This window comes from Stenotrophomonas sp. PA-6-5C (genome assembly GCF_021605635.1).
In the GTDB taxonomy this organism is placed as follows: Bacteria; Pseudomonadota; Gammaproteobacteria; order Xanthomonadales; family Xanthomonadaceae; genus Stenotrophomonas; species Stenotrophomonas lactitubi.
In genome coordinates, this window is record NZ_WKEE01000019.1 from 12,106 (window position 1) to 28,725 (window position 16,620).

General features: G+C 66.8%; 16 protein-coding genes. 15 read left to right on the forward strand and 1 reads right to left on the reverse strand.

The window, feature by feature from the left end; genetic code table 11:
- The first annotated feature begins 4 nt into the window (after positions 1-4).
- The 15 genes from GIW57_RS10250 to rnt all read left to right on the forward strand — a co-directional run bounded on the left by GIW57_RS10250 (position 5) and on the right by rnt (position 13,145).
- The gene (locus GIW57_RS10250) at positions 5-358 is read left to right on the forward strand and encodes a hypothetical protein (RefSeq protein ID WP_236510493.1); all 354 of its coding nucleotides are present in this window, start codon (positions 5-7) and stop codon (positions 356-358) included.
- Positions 358-1,047 (forward strand): endonuclease III, encoded by a 690-nt coding sequence (gene nth / locus GIW57_RS10255; RefSeq protein ID WP_100464386.1) that lies wholly within the window; start codon positions 358-360, stop codon positions 1,045-1,047. The genes GIW57_RS10250 and nth overlap by 1 nt, the downstream gene beginning before the upstream one ends.
- 228 nt (positions 1,048-1,275) lie before the next feature.
- Entirely contained in the window at positions 1,276-2,487 is a 1,212-nt protein-coding gene (locus tag GIW57_RS10260; protein WP_100464383.1) for an OprO/OprP family phosphate-selective porin, read from the forward strand.
- A gap of 110 nt (positions 2,488-2,597) precedes the next feature.
- Entirely contained in the window at positions 2,598-3,377 is a 780-nt protein-coding gene (locus GIW57_RS10265) for a hypothetical protein (RefSeq protein ID WP_100464379.1), read from the forward strand.
- Positions 3,378-3,513: 136 nt separating this feature from the next.
- Positions 3,514-4,533: a phosphate ABC transporter substrate-binding protein PstS gene (gene pstS / locus GIW57_RS10270; RefSeq protein WP_100464376.1), complete on the forward strand. Its 1,020-nt coding sequence runs from the start codon at positions 3,514-3,516 to the stop codon at positions 4,531-4,533.
- A gap of 458 nt (positions 4,534-4,991) precedes the next feature.
- Entirely contained in the window at positions 4,992-6,080 is a 1,089-nt protein-coding gene (gene pstS / locus GIW57_RS10275) for a phosphate ABC transporter substrate-binding protein PstS (protein WP_025875376.1), read from the forward strand.
- 82 nt (positions 6,081-6,162) lie between these two features.
- Positions 6,163-7,131: a phosphate ABC transporter permease subunit PstC gene (gene pstC / locus GIW57_RS10280; protein WP_025875378.1), complete on the forward strand. Its 969-nt coding sequence runs from the start codon at positions 6,163-6,165 to the stop codon at positions 7,129-7,131.
- The gene (pstA, locus tag GIW57_RS10285) at positions 7,131-7,994 is read left to right on the forward strand and encodes a phosphate ABC transporter permease PstA (protein ID WP_032951813.1); all 864 of its coding nucleotides are present in this window, start codon (positions 7,131-7,133) and stop codon (positions 7,992-7,994) included. Before pstC ends, pstA begins: the two co-directional genes overlap by 1 nt.
- A 19-nt stretch (positions 7,995-8,013) precedes the next feature.
- Positions 8,014-8,844, forward strand: coding sequence for a phosphate ABC transporter ATP-binding protein PstB (gene pstB, locus GIW57_RS10290; RefSeq protein ID WP_025875381.1), 831 nt, complete (start codon positions 8,014-8,016; stop codon positions 8,842-8,844).
- Between the two features lie 65 nt (positions 8,845-8,909).
- Positions 8,910-9,617, forward strand: a complete 708-nt coding sequence (gene phoU / locus GIW57_RS10295; RefSeq protein WP_049465163.1) for a phosphate signaling complex protein PhoU — start codon at positions 8,910-8,912, stop codon at positions 9,615-9,617.
- A gap of 183 nt (positions 9,618-9,800) precedes the next feature.
- The gene (locus GIW57_RS10300) at positions 9,801-10,157 is read left to right on the forward strand and encodes a hypothetical protein (protein ID WP_180164215.1); all 357 of its coding nucleotides are present in this window, start codon (positions 9,801-9,803) and stop codon (positions 10,155-10,157) included.
- Positions 10,144-11,019, forward strand: a complete 876-nt coding sequence (locus tag GIW57_RS10305) for a DUF692 domain-containing protein (RefSeq protein ID WP_236510495.1) — start codon at positions 10,144-10,146, stop codon at positions 11,017-11,019. The genes GIW57_RS10300 and GIW57_RS10305 overlap by 14 nt, the downstream gene beginning before the upstream one ends.
- The gene (locus GIW57_RS10310) at positions 11,012-11,767 is read left to right on the forward strand and encodes a putative DNA-binding domain-containing protein (protein ID WP_236510498.1); all 756 of its coding nucleotides are present in this window, start codon (positions 11,012-11,014) and stop codon (positions 11,765-11,767) included. The genes GIW57_RS10305 and GIW57_RS10310 overlap by 8 nt, the downstream gene beginning before the upstream one ends.
- Positions 11,768-11,790: 23 nt before the next feature.
- Positions 11,791-12,312: a DoxX family protein gene (locus GIW57_RS10315; RefSeq protein ID WP_100464362.1), complete on the forward strand. Its 522-nt coding sequence runs from the start codon at positions 11,791-11,793 to the stop codon at positions 12,310-12,312.
- Between the two features lie 248 nt (positions 12,313-12,560).
- The gene (gene rnt / locus GIW57_RS10320; protein ID WP_032951815.1) at positions 12,561-13,145 is read left to right on the forward strand and encodes a ribonuclease T; all 585 of its coding nucleotides are present in this window, start codon (positions 12,561-12,563) and stop codon (positions 13,143-13,145) included.
- A gap of 288 nt (positions 13,146-13,433) precedes the next feature.
- On the opposite strand, the gene GIW57_RS10325 is transcribed toward rnt, so the two are convergent.
- Positions 13,434-16,379 (reverse strand): ligand-binding sensor domain-containing diguanylate cyclase, encoded by a 2,946-nt coding sequence (locus GIW57_RS10325; protein WP_236510501.1) that lies wholly within the window; start codon positions 16,377-16,379, stop codon positions 13,434-13,436.
- Positions 16,380-16,620: the final 241 nt, after the last annotated feature.

Here is a 16,620-nt window from a genome sequence, read left to right on the forward strand (position 1 = left end):
CGCCATGGCATCCCGACCCAATCCCGTGCTGCTGTTCGCCCGGGTCCAGGCAGACGATCCCGATGGCGCCCTGCAGGCTGGACTGATGGATTACGTCGCGCGCGCTGGCGATGACCGACTGCTGCCCGATCATCCCGACCTGCCCGACCGCCTCTGCCAGATGCAGCTGCAGTTGCAGCGTGCATGGGCCGCGCGCGAACGTTTCCGCGCACGCGCCTTGCGCCTGGCCCGCCGCGAGGCCGAGCGTGATGCGCGGCGGACGCCCGCGCCGGCACCGGACGCGAAACCTGCCCTGCCTGCCGCAGCGGCTGCCATCCTCGCCCGGGCCAAGGCCCGCGCCGCCGGCAAGGGGCAGTAATGGCGACCGCGAAGAAGACCGCGCGCGCACCTGCGCGCCGTGGCGGTGCGATGCCGCGCGCCGACGTGGTGGAAATGTTCACCCGCCTGCGCGAACTCAACCCGCATCCGAAGACCGAGCTGGAATACAGTTCGCCGTTCGAACTGCTGGTGGCGGTCGCACTGTCGGCCCAGGCCACCGACGTCGGCGTCAACAAGGCCACTCGTCGCCTGTTCCCGGTTGCCAACACGCCGGCAAAAATCCTCGCCCTGGGCGAAGAGGGACTGAAGAAGTACATCGCCACCATCGGCCTGTTCAACGCGAAGGCGAAGAACGTGATCGCCACCTGCGCGCTGCTGCTGGAGAAGCATGGCGGCGAAGTGCCACGCGATCGCGATGCACTGGAGGCGCTGCCCGGTGTCGGTCGCAAGACCGCCAACGTGGTCCTCAACACCGCCTTCGGCGAACCGGTGATGGCGGTGGATACGCATATCTTCCGCGTCGCCAACCGCACAGGACTTGCGCCAGGAAAGAACGTGCGCGAGGTCGAAGACCGATTGGTCAAAGCGATTCCCGCCGAGTTCCTGCTGGATGCGCACCACTGGCTGATCCTGCACGGACGGTACGTGTGCAAAGCACGCAAACCGGATTGCCCTGGGTGCGTGATTGCCGATCTTTGCCGGTTCAAGGACAAGACCATCGCCGAGTGATGGCGGTATCCGCGCATGACGTGGATGCACGGAAAAACCATCCTCGCAGGGCGTGGATCTACTGCAACCGTGGCGCAATCCGGGCGTCATACGTAACCGGTTTCAATGGCAGGCCCAGCCCTGACGGGGCCTGCGGCGGATCGCAGCCGTGCGCGAACTGTCACATTTACGCAATCTTCACGTTTTAGCCTGCGCGCATCTTCCCACCTGCCTGCAAGGCTCCTCTCCATGAAACTGCATCACCAACTCCTGACGGTCGCCGTGGCTGCTGCGCTGTATGTGCCGGCCGCCCACGCCGAAGTCGCCATCGATGTGATCGGCGGTTCGGAAATCACCTTCGAAGGCCTGGTCCAGGCCGACGGCAACTGGTACGACAACGACGTCGTGGACCTCAACGGCGGTGACGCCGGCAACGGCAAGAACAGCGAGTTCGAACTGCGTCGCGCCGAGCTGGTGCTGAAGGGCAAGGGCCCGGGCAACGTGGAGTGGGTGGTCGGCTATGACGCCAAGGCCGACAAGTTCCTCGACACCAACGTGAAGTACAAGCTGCTGGGCAACGCCAACCACTTCATCCAGGTCGGCCAGTTCAAGCAGCCCAACAGCCTGGAAGAGCTGTCCAGCACCAAGAACAACGACTTCATCTCCAAGGCTGCGGTCACCAACACCTACGCCGTCGCCCGTCGCCTCGGCGGCGCGTACAGCTACGGCCAGGACAACTGGTCGGTCACCGCCAGCGCCTTCGGCCGCGAACTGACCCGCAACCTGGCCCACGGCAGCGGCTACGGCGCACGTGGTACCTGGGCCCCGATCAACGAGAAGGGCCAGGTCCTGCACTTCGGCCTGAGCTACGTGGACTACGACACCGACGCGGACACCCTGCGCGTGCGTGCCCGCCCGAACGCTGACCTGGCCACTGCGCGCCTGGTCGATGGCGGCAACATGACCGACACCGACCGCGTCAGCACCATCGGAGCCGAGGCGATGTACTTCCAGGGTCCGTTCAAGGCCCAGGCCGAGTACTACACCAGCAAGGCCAAGCGTTATGCCCATGACAACTACACCACCGACGGCTACTACGTCAGCGGCGTGTGGAATGTCACCGGCGAAAGCTGGAGCTACAAGGGCGGCACCCCGGGCACCGGCCTGCCGAACAACCCGGCCGGCGGCCAGTGGCAGCTGGGCCTGCGTTACGACCACATGGATCTGAACGATGGCAACCTCGCCGCCAACCCGGTGGCCGGCCGTCCGCCGATCGTCGATGGCGTGCTCGGCGGCAAGATGGACATCTGGACCGTCGGCGCCAACTGGTACTGGCGCTCGAACTTCAAGCTGATGCTCAACTACGTGATGGTCGACAGCAAGAAGTACAGCTCGACCGCCCGTGGTTTCGTCAACGACGATCCGAACATCCTGGAAGCCCGCGCGCAGTTCTTCTGGTAAGACCGGAAGCACGCGTTCGAACGAAGGCACGGCTCCCGCCGTGCCTTCGTCGTTGTGGGCAGGTGGTGGCCGCGCGATGATGTCCTGCCCTGTCGACATGGACCTTCGGGATGCCCACTTCCCCTCGCCTGCGCCGCCTGCTGTGCGCTGCCCTGCTCGCCGCCCTGCCCGCCACCGCGCTCGCCTGTGACGATGCAGAGGCCGTGCGCGAGTCCGCGTATCGGCAGTTGCCCGCTGGCGCGTTGCCAGTGACGGCACGCTTTTCCGATGCCGACAGCACCGCCTGCCGTGCGTGGCCCGCGCAGCCCGGCACGACCCTGCTGGCCGTCGCGCAATGGACCGCCCCCGCCTCGGAAGACGCGCGCGGTGGCGACCTGGACCTGCTGCTGATCGATACCGCCAGTGGCCAGCCGCTGGCCTGGACCCGCGTGGCCGATGCGGTCAGCAGTGATGCGCTGCGCTTCACCGGACTCAGCCTGGACACCGCACGCTGGCAACTGGACCCGGCCACCCGCGCGTTCGGCGTGCGCATGGACTACAGCGGCAGCTCAGGCCCCAACCCGTTTGCGCAGACCGAACTGCAGTTGTTCGTGCGTGATGGCAGACGGCTGCGCCGGGTGCTTGCACCGCTGGCCGTCAGCGGCAGTCGCGGCGAATGGGATACGCGCTGCGCCGGCGAGTTCAGCCGCTTCGAGCGCACGCTGGAAATGGGCAGCAGCACTCGCCCTGGCCTGGCACCGATCGTGGTGCGCGAAAAGCGCACCGATACGATCAGCGTCGCCGCCGGTGACGACTGCCATGCAACCGACACGACGGCTCCTGCGCAGCGCTGGACACTGCTGCCCAGCGACGGCCGCTATGCCGTTCCGGAGGCGTTGCGCGGGCTCTGAAAGGGAGGCTTGGGCACCGCCATGACGGCTGTCACGCCTGCGTCATATGACAGACGCGGGCGTGTCATGGAACCGTTATGGAATGTGCACCGAAACGTCGGGCAGCCGCCCCTCGACCACCCCAGGAGTCTCTCCCGTGATCCACACCTTCAAGTCGCGCGCCGCCGTCGCCATTCTGGCCGCGTCGTCCGTGTTCGCCGCCAACGCCGCCGATGTCACCGGCGCGGGCGCCTCGTTCATCTACCCGGTGATGTCCAAGTGGTCGGCCGACTACAGCACCGCCACCGGCAAGAAGGTCAACTACCAGTCCATCGGTTCCGGCGGTGGTATCGCCCAGATCAAGGCCGCGACCGTGGACTTCGGTTCGTCCGATGCGCCGCTGAAGCCGGAAGAGCTGGCTGCGGCTGGCCTGGCCCAGTTCCCGTCGGTGATCGGCGGCGTGGTGCCGGTGATCAACGTCGCTGGCGTCGCCCCGGGCGCGCTGAAGCTGGACGGTCCGACCCTGGCCAACATCTTCCTGGGCAAGATCACCACCTGGAACGACCCGGCCATCGCCGCCCTGAACAGCGGCCTGACCCTGCCCAGCGGCAAGATCACCATCGTCCACCGTTCGGACGGCTCGGGCACCACCTTCAACTTCGTCAACTACCTGTCCAAGGTCAGCCCGGAGTGGAAGAGCAAGGTCGGTGAAGGCACCTCGGTGCAGTGGCCGGCCGGCATCGGCGGCAAGGGCAACGAAGGCGTTGCTGCCTACGTGAAGCAGATCAAGGGCGGCATCGGCTACGTCGAACTGTCCTACGCGCTGCAGAACAAGATGTCCTACGCGGCGATGAAGAACGCAGCCGGCAAGATCGTGCAGCCGTCGGACGCCTCGTTCTCGGCCGCCGCGGCCAGCGCCGACTGGGCCAACGCCCGTGACTTCTACCTGGTGATGACCAACGCCCCGGGCGCTGACGCATGGCCGATCACCGCCACCAACTTCATCCTGGTGCGCAAGCAGCCGAAGAACGTGGCGGGCGCCAAGGCCACCCAGGAGTTCTTCCGCTGGGTCTACAAGAATGGCGATGCGCAGGCCAAGCAGCTGGACTACGTGCCGCTGCCGGACGCGCTGGTGCGCCAGATCGAGACCTACTGGACGCAGAACCTGAAGTACTGAGTTCGTTGCAAGGCGTTCCCCCGCAGGAACGGGGTCGGCGGGTCCTCTCTCCCCCGCCGGCCCCACCGGGCGCTGGATCCTTCGGGGTCCGGCGCTCTTCTTTTTTGTGCGGTTGTCTGTTGGGTTGGTCGTGAAGAGCGCCGCGTTTCCGTTGATCTGTTGTTGCGGCGATGGGGTCATGCAGAAGCACCTGTAGAGCCGAGCCCATGCTCGGCTGCTTCTGGCCTGCCCTCGCGGGCAGCCGAGCATGGGCTCGGCTCTACCCTGCCTCCATCGTCATATCGGTGCGCAGATCCGTGGTCTCCGGGCCTCCGCCGGGGGCCGGCCAACCCTGTGAAACCCTTGCCAGAACGTGATCCAGGACACCTCTGTCATGGACGTCATACGGCTGTAACAAAAACATCATTTCATAGCCGCATCCGCCGACACCGTCGGCTCTACCCCGCTATGGAGTGACCATGAAACTGCACTCGGCCAGCCTTGCCGCCCTTTCCCTGGCCATCGCCCTGGGCCTGTCTGCCTGCGGTGGCGACAAGCAGGCCGCACAGCAGCCGGCCGCTGACGGTGCCGCTGCTCCGGCCGCTGCCGGCGACAAGGTGACCGCTGAGGTCTCCGGTGCTGGCGCCTCCTTCATCTTCCCGCTGGTGTCCAAGTGGTCGGCCGACTACAACACCGCCACCGGCGCCAAGATCAACTACCAGTCGATCGGTTCCGGTGGTGGCATCGCCCAGATCAAGGCCGGCACCGTTGATTTCGGCTCCTCCGACAAGCCGCTGAGCAGCGACGAGCTGGCCCAGGCCGGCCTGGCCCAGTTCCCGTCGGCCATCGGCGGCGTGGTGCCGGTGGTCAACATCGACGGCCTGGAAGCCGGCAAGCTGCGCCTCAGTGGCGCCCTGCTCGCCGACATCTTCCTGGGCAAGGTCAAGACCTGGAACGACCCGGCCATCGTCGCCGCCAACCCGGGCGTGACCCTGCCGGACGGCAAGATCACCATCGTCCACCGTTCGGACGGTTCGGGCACCACCTTCAACTTCTCCAACTACCTGTCCAAGGTCAGCCCGGAGTGGAAGAGCAAGGTCGGCGAAGGCACCTCGGTGCAGTGGCCGGACGGCGTGGGTGGCAAGGGCAATGAAGGCGTTGCTTCCTACGTGAAGCAGATCAAGGGCTCGATCGGCTACGTCGAACTGGCCTATGCCCTGCAGAACGCGATGCCGTACACCTCGCTGCAGAACGCGGCCGGCACCTGGGTGCAGCCGAACGCTGAAACCTTCGCCGCCGCTGCTGCCAGCGCCGACTGGGCCAGCGCCAAGGACTTCAACCTGGTCATCACCAACGCCCCGGGCGAGCAGGCGTGGCCGATCACCGCCACCAACTTCATGCTGATGCAGAAGAAGCCGAAGGATGCCAAGCGCAACCAGGATGCGCTGGCCTTCTTCAAGTGGGCCTTCGAAAGCGGCCAGACCCAGGCCAACGAACTGCACTACGTGCCGCTGCCGGCCGAGCTGGTCAAGCAGATCGAAGCCTACTGGGCGACCGAACTGAAGTGATGGACCCGACGGTGCCCGCCACGTGCGGGCACCGCCTCCTGAACATCGTGCTGCCCCGCCCCTTCCTGGCCCTGCCGTCCCCATGAATGCCATCGCCCAGCCTGTAGCCGCCCCGTCCACGCGTGACACGCGTGATGCCCGCAACGACAAACTGTTCCGATGGGTGCTGGTCGGCACCGTCATCTTCGTCCTGATCGCGCTGGCCTGCGCCGCACTGTCGATGCTGTGGGGTGGTCGCCATGCCCTGCAGATGCAGGGCCTGAGCTTCTTCTTCTCTTCCGACTGGAATCCGGTCGAAAACAAGTTCGGCGCCCTCGCCCCGATCTACGGCACCCTGGTCACCGCGCTGATCGCGATGGTCATCGCCGTGCCGGTCAGCTTCGGCATCGCCTTCTTCCTCACCGAAGTGGCACCGCGCTGGCTGCGGGGTCCGGTCGGTACCGCCATCGAACTGCTGGCGGGCATTCCCTCGATCATCTACGGCATGTGGGGCCTGTTCGTGCTGGTGCCGGTGATGACCGAGTACGTCACCCCGTTCCTCAACGAAACCCTGGGCGAATGGCCGATCATCGGCCCGGTGTTCCAGGGCCCGCCGCTGGGCATCGGCATGCTCACCGCTGGTTTCGTGCTGGCGATCATGGTCATCCCCTTCATCTCCTCGGTGATGCGCGAAGTGTTCCTGACCGTGCCGACCCGCCTGAAGGAATCGGCCTACGCGCTGGGTTCCACCAAGTGGGAAGTGAGCTGGGACATCGTGCTGCCCTACACCCGCTCGGCGGTGATCGGTGGCGTGTTCCTCGGCTTGGGCCGCGCACTGGGCGAGACGATGGCCGTGGCCTTCGTGATCGGCAACAGCGTGCGCCTGTCGCCGTCGCTGCTGGAACCGGGCACCACCATCGCCGCGCTGATCGCCAACGACTTCGGCGAAGCCACTGAAACCTACCGCTCGGCGTTGCTGCTGCTCGGCTTCGTCCTCTTCATCGTCACCTTCGTGGTGCTCGCCATCGCCCGCCTGATGCTGATGCGCCTGTCCCGCAAGGAGGGCAACTGATGTCCAGCACCGCTGACTCCCTGTACCTGCGCCGCCGCATCGGCAATGTCATCGCCATCGCGATGTCCTGCGCCACTGCGCTGTTCGGCCTGTTCTTCCTCGGCTGGATCCTGTTCACCCTGGCCTCCAAGGGCCTGGCCGGCATCAATCTGGATCTGTTCACCAAGATGACACCGCCGCCGATGCAGGAAGGCGGTCTGGCCAACGCCTTCTTCGGCAGTGCGGTGATGTGTGCGCTGGCGATCGGCATCGGCACTCCGCTGGGCGTGCTGGCCGGTACCTGGCTGGCCGAGTACGGCAACGCCCGCAAGGCCGGCACCGTGGTCCGCTTCGTCAACGACATCCTGCTGTCGGCGCCGTCCATCGTGCTGGGCCTGTTCGTCTACACCCTCTACGTGATGCAGACCGGCGGCAGCTTCTCCGCTTTCGCCGGTGCACTGTCGCTGGCCTTCATCGTGCTGCCGGTGGTGGTCCGCACCACCGACGAGATGCTGCGCCTGGTGCCTTCGCAGATGCGCGAAGCGGCCCTGTCGCTGGGCATCCCGCAGTGGAAGGTGATCGTGCAGGTGCTGTACCGCAGTGCCTCGGCCGGCATCATCACCGGCATCCTGCTGGCGCTGGCCCGCATTTCCGGCGAGACCGCACCGCTGCTGTTCACCGCCTTCGGCAACCAGTACTGGAACAGCAACGTGTTCCAGCCGATGGCCTCGGTGCCGGTGGTGATGAACCAGTTCGCCGGCAGCCCGTATGAATCCTGGCAGGTGCTGGCCTGGGCCGGCGCGCTGGTGCTGACCGTGTTCGTGCTGCTGGTCAGCCTCTCTGCGCGCGGCATCCTGCTGCGCAACCGTATCTCCCATGACTGACCTTTCCGTGGATACCGCCATGAACGACCTTTCCAACGCCGTGCCGATGCAGCGCATCGTGGTGCCGGCCTCGCACGAGAACCTGCACGCTCCGGCACCGGTCAAGCTCGCCGCGCGTGGACTGGACTTCTACTACGACAAGTTCCATGCCCTGAAGGGCATCAACCTGGAGATCCCGGAAAAGCGCGTGACCGCGCTGATCGGTCCCTCCGGCTGTGGCAAGTCGACCCTGCTGCGCATCTTCAACCGCATCTACGCGCTGTACCCGAAGCTGGAAGCGCGCGGTGAGGTGATCCTCGACGGCGAGAACATCCTGTCGCCGAAGTACCCGATGAACCGCCTGCGCAGCAAGGTCGGCATGGTGTTCCAGAAGCCGGTGCCGTTCCCGATGACCATCTTCGAGAACGTAGCCTACGGCATCCGCCACCACGAGAAGCTGTCCAAGGCGGACATGGCCGACCGTGTCGAGCACGCACTGCGCCAGGGCGCACTGTGGGACGAAGTGAAGGACAAGCTCAACCAGAGCGCGCTGGGCCTGTCCGGCGGCCAGCAGCAGCGTCTGTGCATCGCCCGTGCGGTGGCCCTGCGCCCGTCGGTGCTGCTGCTGGACGAGCCGACCTCGGCGCTGGACCCGATCTCCACCAGCCGCATCGAGCAGCTGGTGGAAGAACTGAAGCACGAGTACACCATCGTGATCGTCACCCACAACATGCAGCAGGCCGCACGCGTGTCCGATTACACCGCCTTCATGTACCTGGGCGACCTGATCGAGCACGACCGCACCGAAGTGATCTTCTCGCAGCCGTCCAAGCAGCAGACCGAGGATTACATCACCGGTCGCTTTGGCTGATCGGCGCTGACGCTTCGCCACATGTCCCAGCCAGGCGCGGCCTGGCTCTACCTGGATTGCAGAACATGAACCTTCCCAACGACCACATCGTCAAAAGCTACGACGAAGAGCAGCAGCGCCTGGTGGCCGAAATCGTGCGCATGGGCGAGATGGCCGTCGCCCAGCTGGAGGCGTCGATGGACGTCATCGAGAAGCGCGATGAGAACGCCGCCCATCGCATCATCGCCAACGATGAAGCAATCGACGCGCTGGAACAGCAGATCAGCCACGACGTGATGCGCCTGGCGCTGCGTGGCCCGATGGCACGCGACCTGCGCGAGATCCTCGCCGGCCTGCGCATTCCGGCCGACATCGAACGCATCGGCGACTACGCGGCCAACGTCGCCAAGCGCTCCATCGCACTGGGCAAGGTGCCGCCGCTGCCGCAGATCCAGGGCCTGCGCGCCCTCGGCCGTCTGGCCGCACAGCAGGTCCGCCGCGCCATCGCCGCCTACCGCGACAACGATGCCGATGCCGCGCTGGAACTGCGCGAGGACGACGCCCGCCTGGATGCGCAGTACACCGCGCTGTTCCGCGAGCTGCTGACCTACATGATGGAAGACCCGCGCAACATCACCCCGTGCACCCATCTGCTGTTCATGGCCAAGAACCTGGAGCGCGTGGGTGACCACGCCACCAACATCGCCGAGAACGTGTGGTTCCTGGTGCACGGCGAACAGCCGCTGCCGCCGCGCCAGAAGCGCGACGAGACCTCCAGCGCCGGCGATATCTGATACTGCACTGCAACACCGGATTCGACTCCAGGGTGGCCGTTGTCCTCGCGACAGCGGCCTTTTTGTTTGCGCTGTAACAATTCTCACGAAAATTTGAATTACCGGCGAGGATTCGTTGAGTAGGATCGCTGCACCATCAGTTCACCCCCGGGCCCCCCGCCCACCACCCAAGGAGTTCGACCGATGAGCAGTTCCAACAAGACCCTGTCCCTGCTGACCGCTACCGCCCTGGCCGCTGGCCTGGGCATGGCTTCCAGCGCCTCGGCGCTGAGCATGAGCGACCTCGCCCAGGGTTACCTGGTAGCTGGCCAGGCGGCCGGCAAGACCGCCGAAGGCAAATGTGGTGAAGGCAAGTGTGGCGCCGACAAGGGCAAGGCCGGCGATCATGCTGCGGCAGGTAAAACCGCCGAAGGCAAGTGTGGTGAAGGCAAGTGTGGCGCCGACAAGGGCAAGGCTGGCGATGCCAAGGCCAAGACCGGCGGCGACAAGAAGTCGGCCGAAGGCAAGTGCGGCGAAGGCAAGTGCGGTGGCAAGCACTGACGTCCACGCCGGCGTAGTCCACCCGCGGTCGCCGCTTCCTGCGGCGGCCGTGGGCCTGGGCCTGCGCCGCGCGCTGCTGCAGGACCTGCGCGACGCACCGGCCGGCGATTTCGATTTCCTTGAGTGCGCGCCGGAGAACTGGATCGGTGTCGGTGGCCCCGCCGGTGACGCGCTGGCCGAACTGGCCACGCGCCATCCGTTGAGCTGCCACGGCCTGTCGTTGTCACTCGGTGGCAGCGCAGCGCTGGATACCCAGCTGCTGGCACAGGTGGGTGTTTTTCTTGAGCAACACCGGGTGCCGCTGTACAGCGAACACCTGAGCTACTGCAGCGACGAGGGCCATCTGTACGACCTGCTGCCGATTCCATTCACCGATGAAGCAGTACGCCACACCGCTGCACGCATCGCCCGCGTGCAGGACATCCTCGGCCGCCGCATCGCCGTGGAAAACGTGTCGTACTACCTGGCGCCGGAGCCGATGATGGACGAACTGGCCTTCACCAATGCGGTGCTGGCCGAGGCCGACTGCGATCTGCTGCTGGACGTCAACAACGTGTACGTCAATGCCTGCAACCACGGCTACGACGCCGATGCCTTCATCGCCGGCCTGCCCGCGCAGCGCATCGTCTGCCTGCACGTGGCCGGGCACCTGGACGACGCTCCGGACCTGAAGATCGATACCCATGGCAGTCCGGTCATCGACCCGGTGTGGGACCTGCTGGCGCGCACCTACGCGCGCATCGGCCCGCGCCCTACCCTGCTCGAACGCGACTTCAATTTCCCGCCTTACGCCGAGCTGCGGGGCGAGCTGCAGACCATCCATCGCCTGCAGGCCGCGCATGCTGGAGCCGCCCATGGCTGACGCCCCCGAACGACTGCGCGCGCAGCAGCACGCGTTCACCGCACACCTGCGCGACCCGGCGCAGGTACCGGCGCCGCCCGGCATGGACCCGCGCCGGGTGGCGGTGTACGAACGCCTGCTGTTCAACAATCTGCTGGGGTTGTTGAGCAACGGCTTCCCGGTCTGCGTGCGCCTGCTGGGCGAACCGGCCTGGAGTGCGCTGGTGCGCCACTATTTCGCCAGCCACCATTGCCAGGCGCCGTTGTTCACCGAGCTGGCTGCCGAGTTCGTGCAGTGGCTGCAGGTGCAACCGGAGCTGCCGCACCCGGCGCTGGCTGAGCTGGCCCACTACGAGTGGGTGGAGACCGCGCTGTACCAGCTGCAGGCTGATCCGCTGCCGGAACCGGGCGACATTGATCCGTTGCAGGTGCCGTTGCGGCGCTCGCCACTGGCCTGGCCGCTGCTGTATCGCTGGCCGGTGCATCAACTGGGTAGCGACGATGCACCGTCGCAACCACCGGCAGAACCCACCGGCCTGCTGGTACGGCGCGATGCCGATGGCGCGGTGCGCTTTGCCACCCTGACCAGTCTGGCGGTGCATCTGCTGACCCTGATCGGCGAAGCGCCCGGGGCCACCGGCCAACAACAGCTGCAGCAACTGGCTGTCCTGCACCACCTCGATCCCGAGACCCTGGCCGCCCCGGGTGCGCAACTGCTGCATCAGTTCCTGCGTGCCGGCGTGATCGGTCCGCTCCCCGCTTCACCCTGACGCCCCTTCCAGGAGATTCACCGATGAAGACCCCGATCCTGGCCGCCGCCCGCGGCCAGCTGGACCGTTTCGCCCCGTGGTTGGCCCCGCTTGGCCTGCGCATACTGCTGGCCTGGGAATTTTTTGAATCCGGCCGCGAGAAACTGCACGGCGAGAACTGGTTCGCCGACCTGCAGGGCGCATTCCCGTTCCCCTTCGACCAGTTGCCCGCCGCGCTGAACTGGCAGTTGGCCACCTGGTTCGAGCTGCTGGGCGCAGCCTGCCTGCTGCTCGGCTTCGGTACCCGTTTCGCCGCCGCCAGCCTGCTGGTGCTGACGGTCGTGGCCACGTATGCGGTGCACTGGCCAGCCGAATGGGGCTCGCTGGGCGATCTGGCGATGGGCTATGCGATCAGCGACCAGGGCTTTGGCAACTTCAAACTGCCGCTGCTGTTCATGGCGATGCTGCTGCCGCTGCTGTTCACCGGTGCCGGGCGCCTGAGCGTGGATGCAGTGCTGGCACGCTGGTATCCGTCGGCTCCCACGGTGCAGCCCGCGGTCCGGTAGACGCCGACCTTGGTCGTCGCGCGGTGTGCCAACCAAGGTTGGCACCTACCAGGATCCCGGGCGCCCTGGTGCAAGTCGCGCGGTCCGGTAGACGCCGACCTTGGTCGGCGCGCAGTGCGCCAACCAAGGTTGCCACCTGCCGGGATCCCGGGCGCTCAGGGTCGCTCTGCTAGAATCCGCACATGACTGACCCCACTTCCGCACCTGCCGCCGCCCCGGCTTCCGACGTACCCCAGGCGCAGCGCGCGATGTCACAACGCTTCCGCGGCTTCCTGCCGGTGGTGGTGGATGTTGAAACCGGCGGCTTCGACAGCCAGCGCAACGCGCTGCTGGAAATCGCTGCCGTGCCGATCGAGATGGACGAGAACGGCCTGCTCTACCCCGGCCAGACCGCCAGCGCCCACGTGGTGCCGGCCGAGGGTCTGGAGATCGACCCGAAGTCGCTGGAAGTGACCGGCATCATCCTCGACCATCCGTTCCGGCTGGCCAAGGAAGAGAAGGCGGCGCTGGATCACGTCTTCACTCCGGTGCGTGCTGCGATGAAGAAGTACGGCTGCCAGCGCGCGATCCTGGTCGGCCACAACGCTCATTTCGACCTGGGCTTCGTCAACGCGGCCGTCGCCCGTACCGGGCACAAGCGCAATCCGTTCCATCCGTTCAGCGTGTTCGATACGGTCACCCTGGCGGGTATCGCCTATGGCCAGACCGTGCTGGCGCGCGCGGCAACGGCGGCCGGGCTGGGCTGGGATGCCAACGAGGCGCACAGCGCGGTGTACGACACCGAGCAGACGGCGCGGTTGTTCTGCACGATCGCCAATGCCTGGCCGCGGTAAGGCGGCCAACGGCGGAGCCCCTCGTGGCGGGCTGACAGCGATTCCTGGGCAGGCCGGGCGGGTGGACTGCGCAGGGGACGCTGCAAGTACATCCCTGTAAGCTCGGTCGCCGCATCCATGCGGCTCACGCCCCTGCGCAGCCCACCCGCCCGGCCACGGACAGTTTCCTGGGCGCCACGGAAAGATCATAAAAGCGGGGGCAACAGCGGGTCGCTGCGCTCGATGGGTGCCGACCGTTGGTACGGCACTCCAGTAGATCCACGCCATGCGTGGATGCTTCGCACTGGATCAACCGATACTCGTACGATCGCGGCCGTCGCTCTTCGCGCGGTACAACGCGCGGTCGGCACGCTGGTACAGCAGCGCCGGGGTGCGGTCGTCGCCATCCAGTTCCACCAGGCCGGCACTGAAGGTCACCCGCAGGCCCGGTATGCCGGCCCAGTCCGGGTGGTCATGGAACAGGCCACGCAGGCGCGCGCACAGTTGCGCCGCCTCCTCCAGCCGGGTGTCGTTGAGCAGCAGCGCGAATTCTTCGCCGCCGGTGCGTGCCGGCAGGTCCGAATCGCGACTGGCCGCTGCGATCACCTGGGCCACTTCCACCAGTACTGCATCACCGATGCTGTGGCTGTGCTGGTCGTTGACGTCCTTGAAGTGGTCGATGTCCAGCACCACCAGGCACAGCGGATGGCCGCTGCGCTGGGCGCGGGCGAAGTCGCGGGCCAGCGCCTCGTCGAAACCGCGGCGATTGGCCAACCGGGTCAGCGCGTCCTCGCGGGCCTGTCTTTCGAATGCCTCGGCCTGCCGCGCCAGGCGCTCGGCCAGCTCGGTCTTTTCCTGGTTCAACGCCTGCAGGTGCACGGTCTGCGCCTGCAGGTCGAAGGTTGCCTCGTCCACGCGCCGTGCCAGGCGCAGGTTGCTGGCCTTGTACTGCTTCAGCAGGAAACGGTACAGCGCCACCAGCGCGGCCAGCAGCACCAGTCCGGTCAGCGCCTGCACGCTGCGCCGCTGCCACCAGAACGGCTCGACAGTGAAGCTCCACACCGCTTCCTGATGGCCCCAGCTGCCGCCCGGGTGCGAAGCGGCCACGTGCAGCGTGTAATCGCCCGGCGGCAGGCCGACGAACTCCACGCTGCGCTGCGGGCCACGCTCCACCCAGCCGTTGTCCAGCCCCTCCAGCCGCGTGCGGTAGCGGATGCGGTCGGACATCAGATAGCTCAGGCCCACGTAGCTCACCGCAAGCCGTCGCCCACCGGGAATCAGGTTGCGCTCGCGGCCTTCCCAGTGCACCGGCGCGCCGTCCACCTGCACGTTCTCAATTGCCGCAGGTGGCGCCGGACGCTCGCGGAAACGCTGCAGCCGCTGCGGATCGACCGTGCTCAGGCCACCGGCGGTCACCACCCAGAACGTGCCGTCCTGGCGCAGGATCGCCGAGGGTCCGGAGCTGCCGTTGGCCTGCGCATTGGCCATGCCGTCGATTTCGTTGTAACGCTCCACGGTTACCCGCGGCGCGCGTCCGTCGGCCACGGCGTTGAGCGTTGCCATATCGGTACGCAGCACACCGCGGTTGCTGCTGATCCACACATTGCCCAGGCGGTCGGGCACCAGCTGGAACACCGCATCGACCGGCATGCCCTGCTCCAGGCCCACGCGCGCCAGCGTGCCGCGCTGCCAGCGGTACAGCCCACGGTCGCTGCTGATCCACATCGCATCGCCGATCTGGTGGAAGCCGAACACGCTGCGGCCACCGCCCAGCGGCGCCAGGTCGATCGACTGCACGCGATCACCACGCAGCACGCGGACGCCTTCGATGGTACCGATCCACAGATTTCCCTGGTGATCGTGTTCCAGCGCGGTGGTCAGGCCCGCCGGCATGCCGGGAACCGTGGGCACACTTACCTCGTCACCCTCGATGCGGACCACGCCCTTCTGCGTCCCCGCCCAGACCACGCCGTCAGGGGCGATGCTGATCGCGCGGATGTTGCCGCCGGGCAGGCCATCGGCCGCAGCGTAGTTGTGGCGAAGCCGTCCGTCGGCGCGCAACCGGTAGATGCCGTCGCCGAAGGTGCCCACCCACAGATCGCCGCCAGCATCCTGCGCCAGGCTCAGTACCGAGGGCGCCTTGCCACCGCGGTTGTGCAGCGGCATCGCGCGGAATCGACCGTCGGAGGTCTGCAGGTCCAGGCCGCTGGCACTGCCCACCCACAGGTGGCGGTCACGGTCTTCGAGCACCGTGCGCACGTAGTCGCCGCTGAGGCCATCGCGCTCGGTGTAGCTGCTGAACAGGGTTTCGCGCAGGCGGTACAGGCCGCCGTTGGCACCCACCCAGATGCTGCCCTCGGCATCTTCACGCAGGCTGACCACGCGCCCGCCGGGCAGGTTCAAGCCGGCCGGCAGGCGCTCCAGGCCATGTGCCGAGATGCGCAGCAGGCCCTGATTCTCGGTACCCAGCCACAGGTCGCCATGGCGGTCCTGCAGCATGGCGGTCAAGTGCAGCTGGCCAGGCAGCCGGTGCACCAGCACCAGGCGATCATCCTCCACCCGGTACAGGCGCTCGCCCGCGACGATCCACAGCGCGCCATCGGGTGCGCGATAGGGCCATGACAGCCCCTTGTCCACGCCCCACGCCGCCGGCGCGCGCTGCAGCACGCCGTCGTTGTCACGCAGCACCAGGCCGTCGAGAGTGCCGATCCAGACCCGGTCCTGCGCGTCGACCGCCATCTTGGTGAAGCTCATCGCCAGCGGCAGGCCGGGTGGTGGGCGCTGGTAGACGATGCCCTTGTCCGGGGTCAGATAGGCGATGCCCTTGCCTTCATACAGCAGCCACAGGCGTCCTTGGCTGTCCATCTGCATGGACTGGATCAGCACCTGCGGCGTATCCGGCTGATGCTCCCAGACCCGCCACTGGCCATCGCTGCCACGATGGCTGACATTGCCCCGCGAGTCGCTGATCCACAGTCCGCCCTGCGCGTCGACCAGCAGCGCGCCGATGCCGTTGTCGCGCAGTCCAGGCCGCGTGCTGCGGTCGAACACGGTGAAATCCAGGCCGTTGTAGCGCACCAGGCCTTCCCAGGTGGCGAACCACAAGTGGCCTTCCGGGGTCTGCGCGATGTCGCGCAGCGAGTTGTGCGGCAACCCATTGCGCGAGGTCCACACGTCGATGGCGTAGTCGCGCAGCGGCGGTGCGCCACTCTGCGCGGCCAGCGGCGCGGCCATCACCAGCAGCAGCCACAGCATGCCCAGTCGCAGCAGGCGACCGATCCTCTCCGCGTGGCGCCCCGCCCGGCGCCTGTCCGCCCCCTGTCCGCCCATCAGCGCAGCGGCGGCGGCCAGCTGCGGATGCCGGCGGTGGCGGCAGACGCGAACAGGAATGGCCGCACCGCGCAGGGCGGCATGCCGGCAGGAACGGGCAGGCTCATCGGACGAAGAATGGGGAAGTACGCAGATGATAGGGCAAACCCTATCGTCGGCGTCACCG

Bases quoted from the DNA above. Each gene is read 5' to 3' on its own strand.
- GIW57_RS10310 (WP_236510498.1), top strand. From the start codon at position 11,012: ATGGCTGACGCCCCCGAACGACTGCGCGCGCAGCAGCACGCGTTCACC.
- pstB (WP_025875381.1), top strand. From the start codon at position 8,014: ATGAACGACCTTTCCAACGCCGTGCCGATGCAGCGCATCGTGGTGCCG.
- GIW57_RS10325 (WP_236510501.1), bottom strand. From the start codon at position 16,379: ATGCTGTGGCTGCTGCTGGTGATGGCCGCGCCGCTGGCCGCGCAGAGT.
- phoU (WP_049465163.1), top strand. From the start codon at position 8,910: ATGAACCTTCCCAACGACCACATCGTCAAAAGCTACGACGAAGAGCAG.
- pstA (WP_032951813.1), top strand. From the start codon at position 7,131: ATGTCCAGCACCGCTGACTCCCTGTACCTGCGCCGCCGCATCGGCAAT.
- GIW57_RS10300 (WP_180164215.1), top strand. From the start codon at position 9,801: ATGAGCAGTTCCAACAAGACCCTGTCCCTGCTGACCGCTACCGCCCTG.
- pstS (WP_025875376.1), top strand. From the start codon at position 4,992: ATGAAACTGCACTCGGCCAGCCTTGCCGCCCTTTCCCTGGCCATCGCC.
- GIW57_RS10315 (WP_100464362.1), top strand. From the start codon at position 11,791: ATGAAGACCCCGATCCTGGCCGCCGCCCGCGGCCAGCTGGACCGTTTC.
- GIW57_RS10260 (WP_100464383.1), top strand. From the start codon at position 1,276: ATGAAACTGCATCACCAACTCCTGACGGTCGCCGTGGCTGCTGCGCTG.
- GIW57_RS10250 (WP_236510493.1), top strand. From the start codon at position 5: ATGGCATCCCGACCCAATCCCGTGCTGCTGTTCGCCCGGGTCCAGGCA.
- nth (WP_100464386.1), top strand. From the start codon at position 358: ATGGCGACCGCGAAGAAGACCGCGCGCGCACCTGCGCGCCGTGGCGGT.
- GIW57_RS10265 (WP_100464379.1), top strand. From the start codon at position 2,598: ATGCCCACTTCCCCTCGCCTGCGCCGCCTGCTGTGCGCTGCCCTGCTC.
- pstC (WP_025875378.1), top strand. From the start codon at position 6,163: ATGAATGCCATCGCCCAGCCTGTAGCCGCCCCGTCCACGCGTGACACG.
- rnt (WP_032951815.1), top strand. From the start codon at position 12,561: ATGTCACAACGCTTCCGCGGCTTCCTGCCGGTGGTGGTGGATGTTGAA.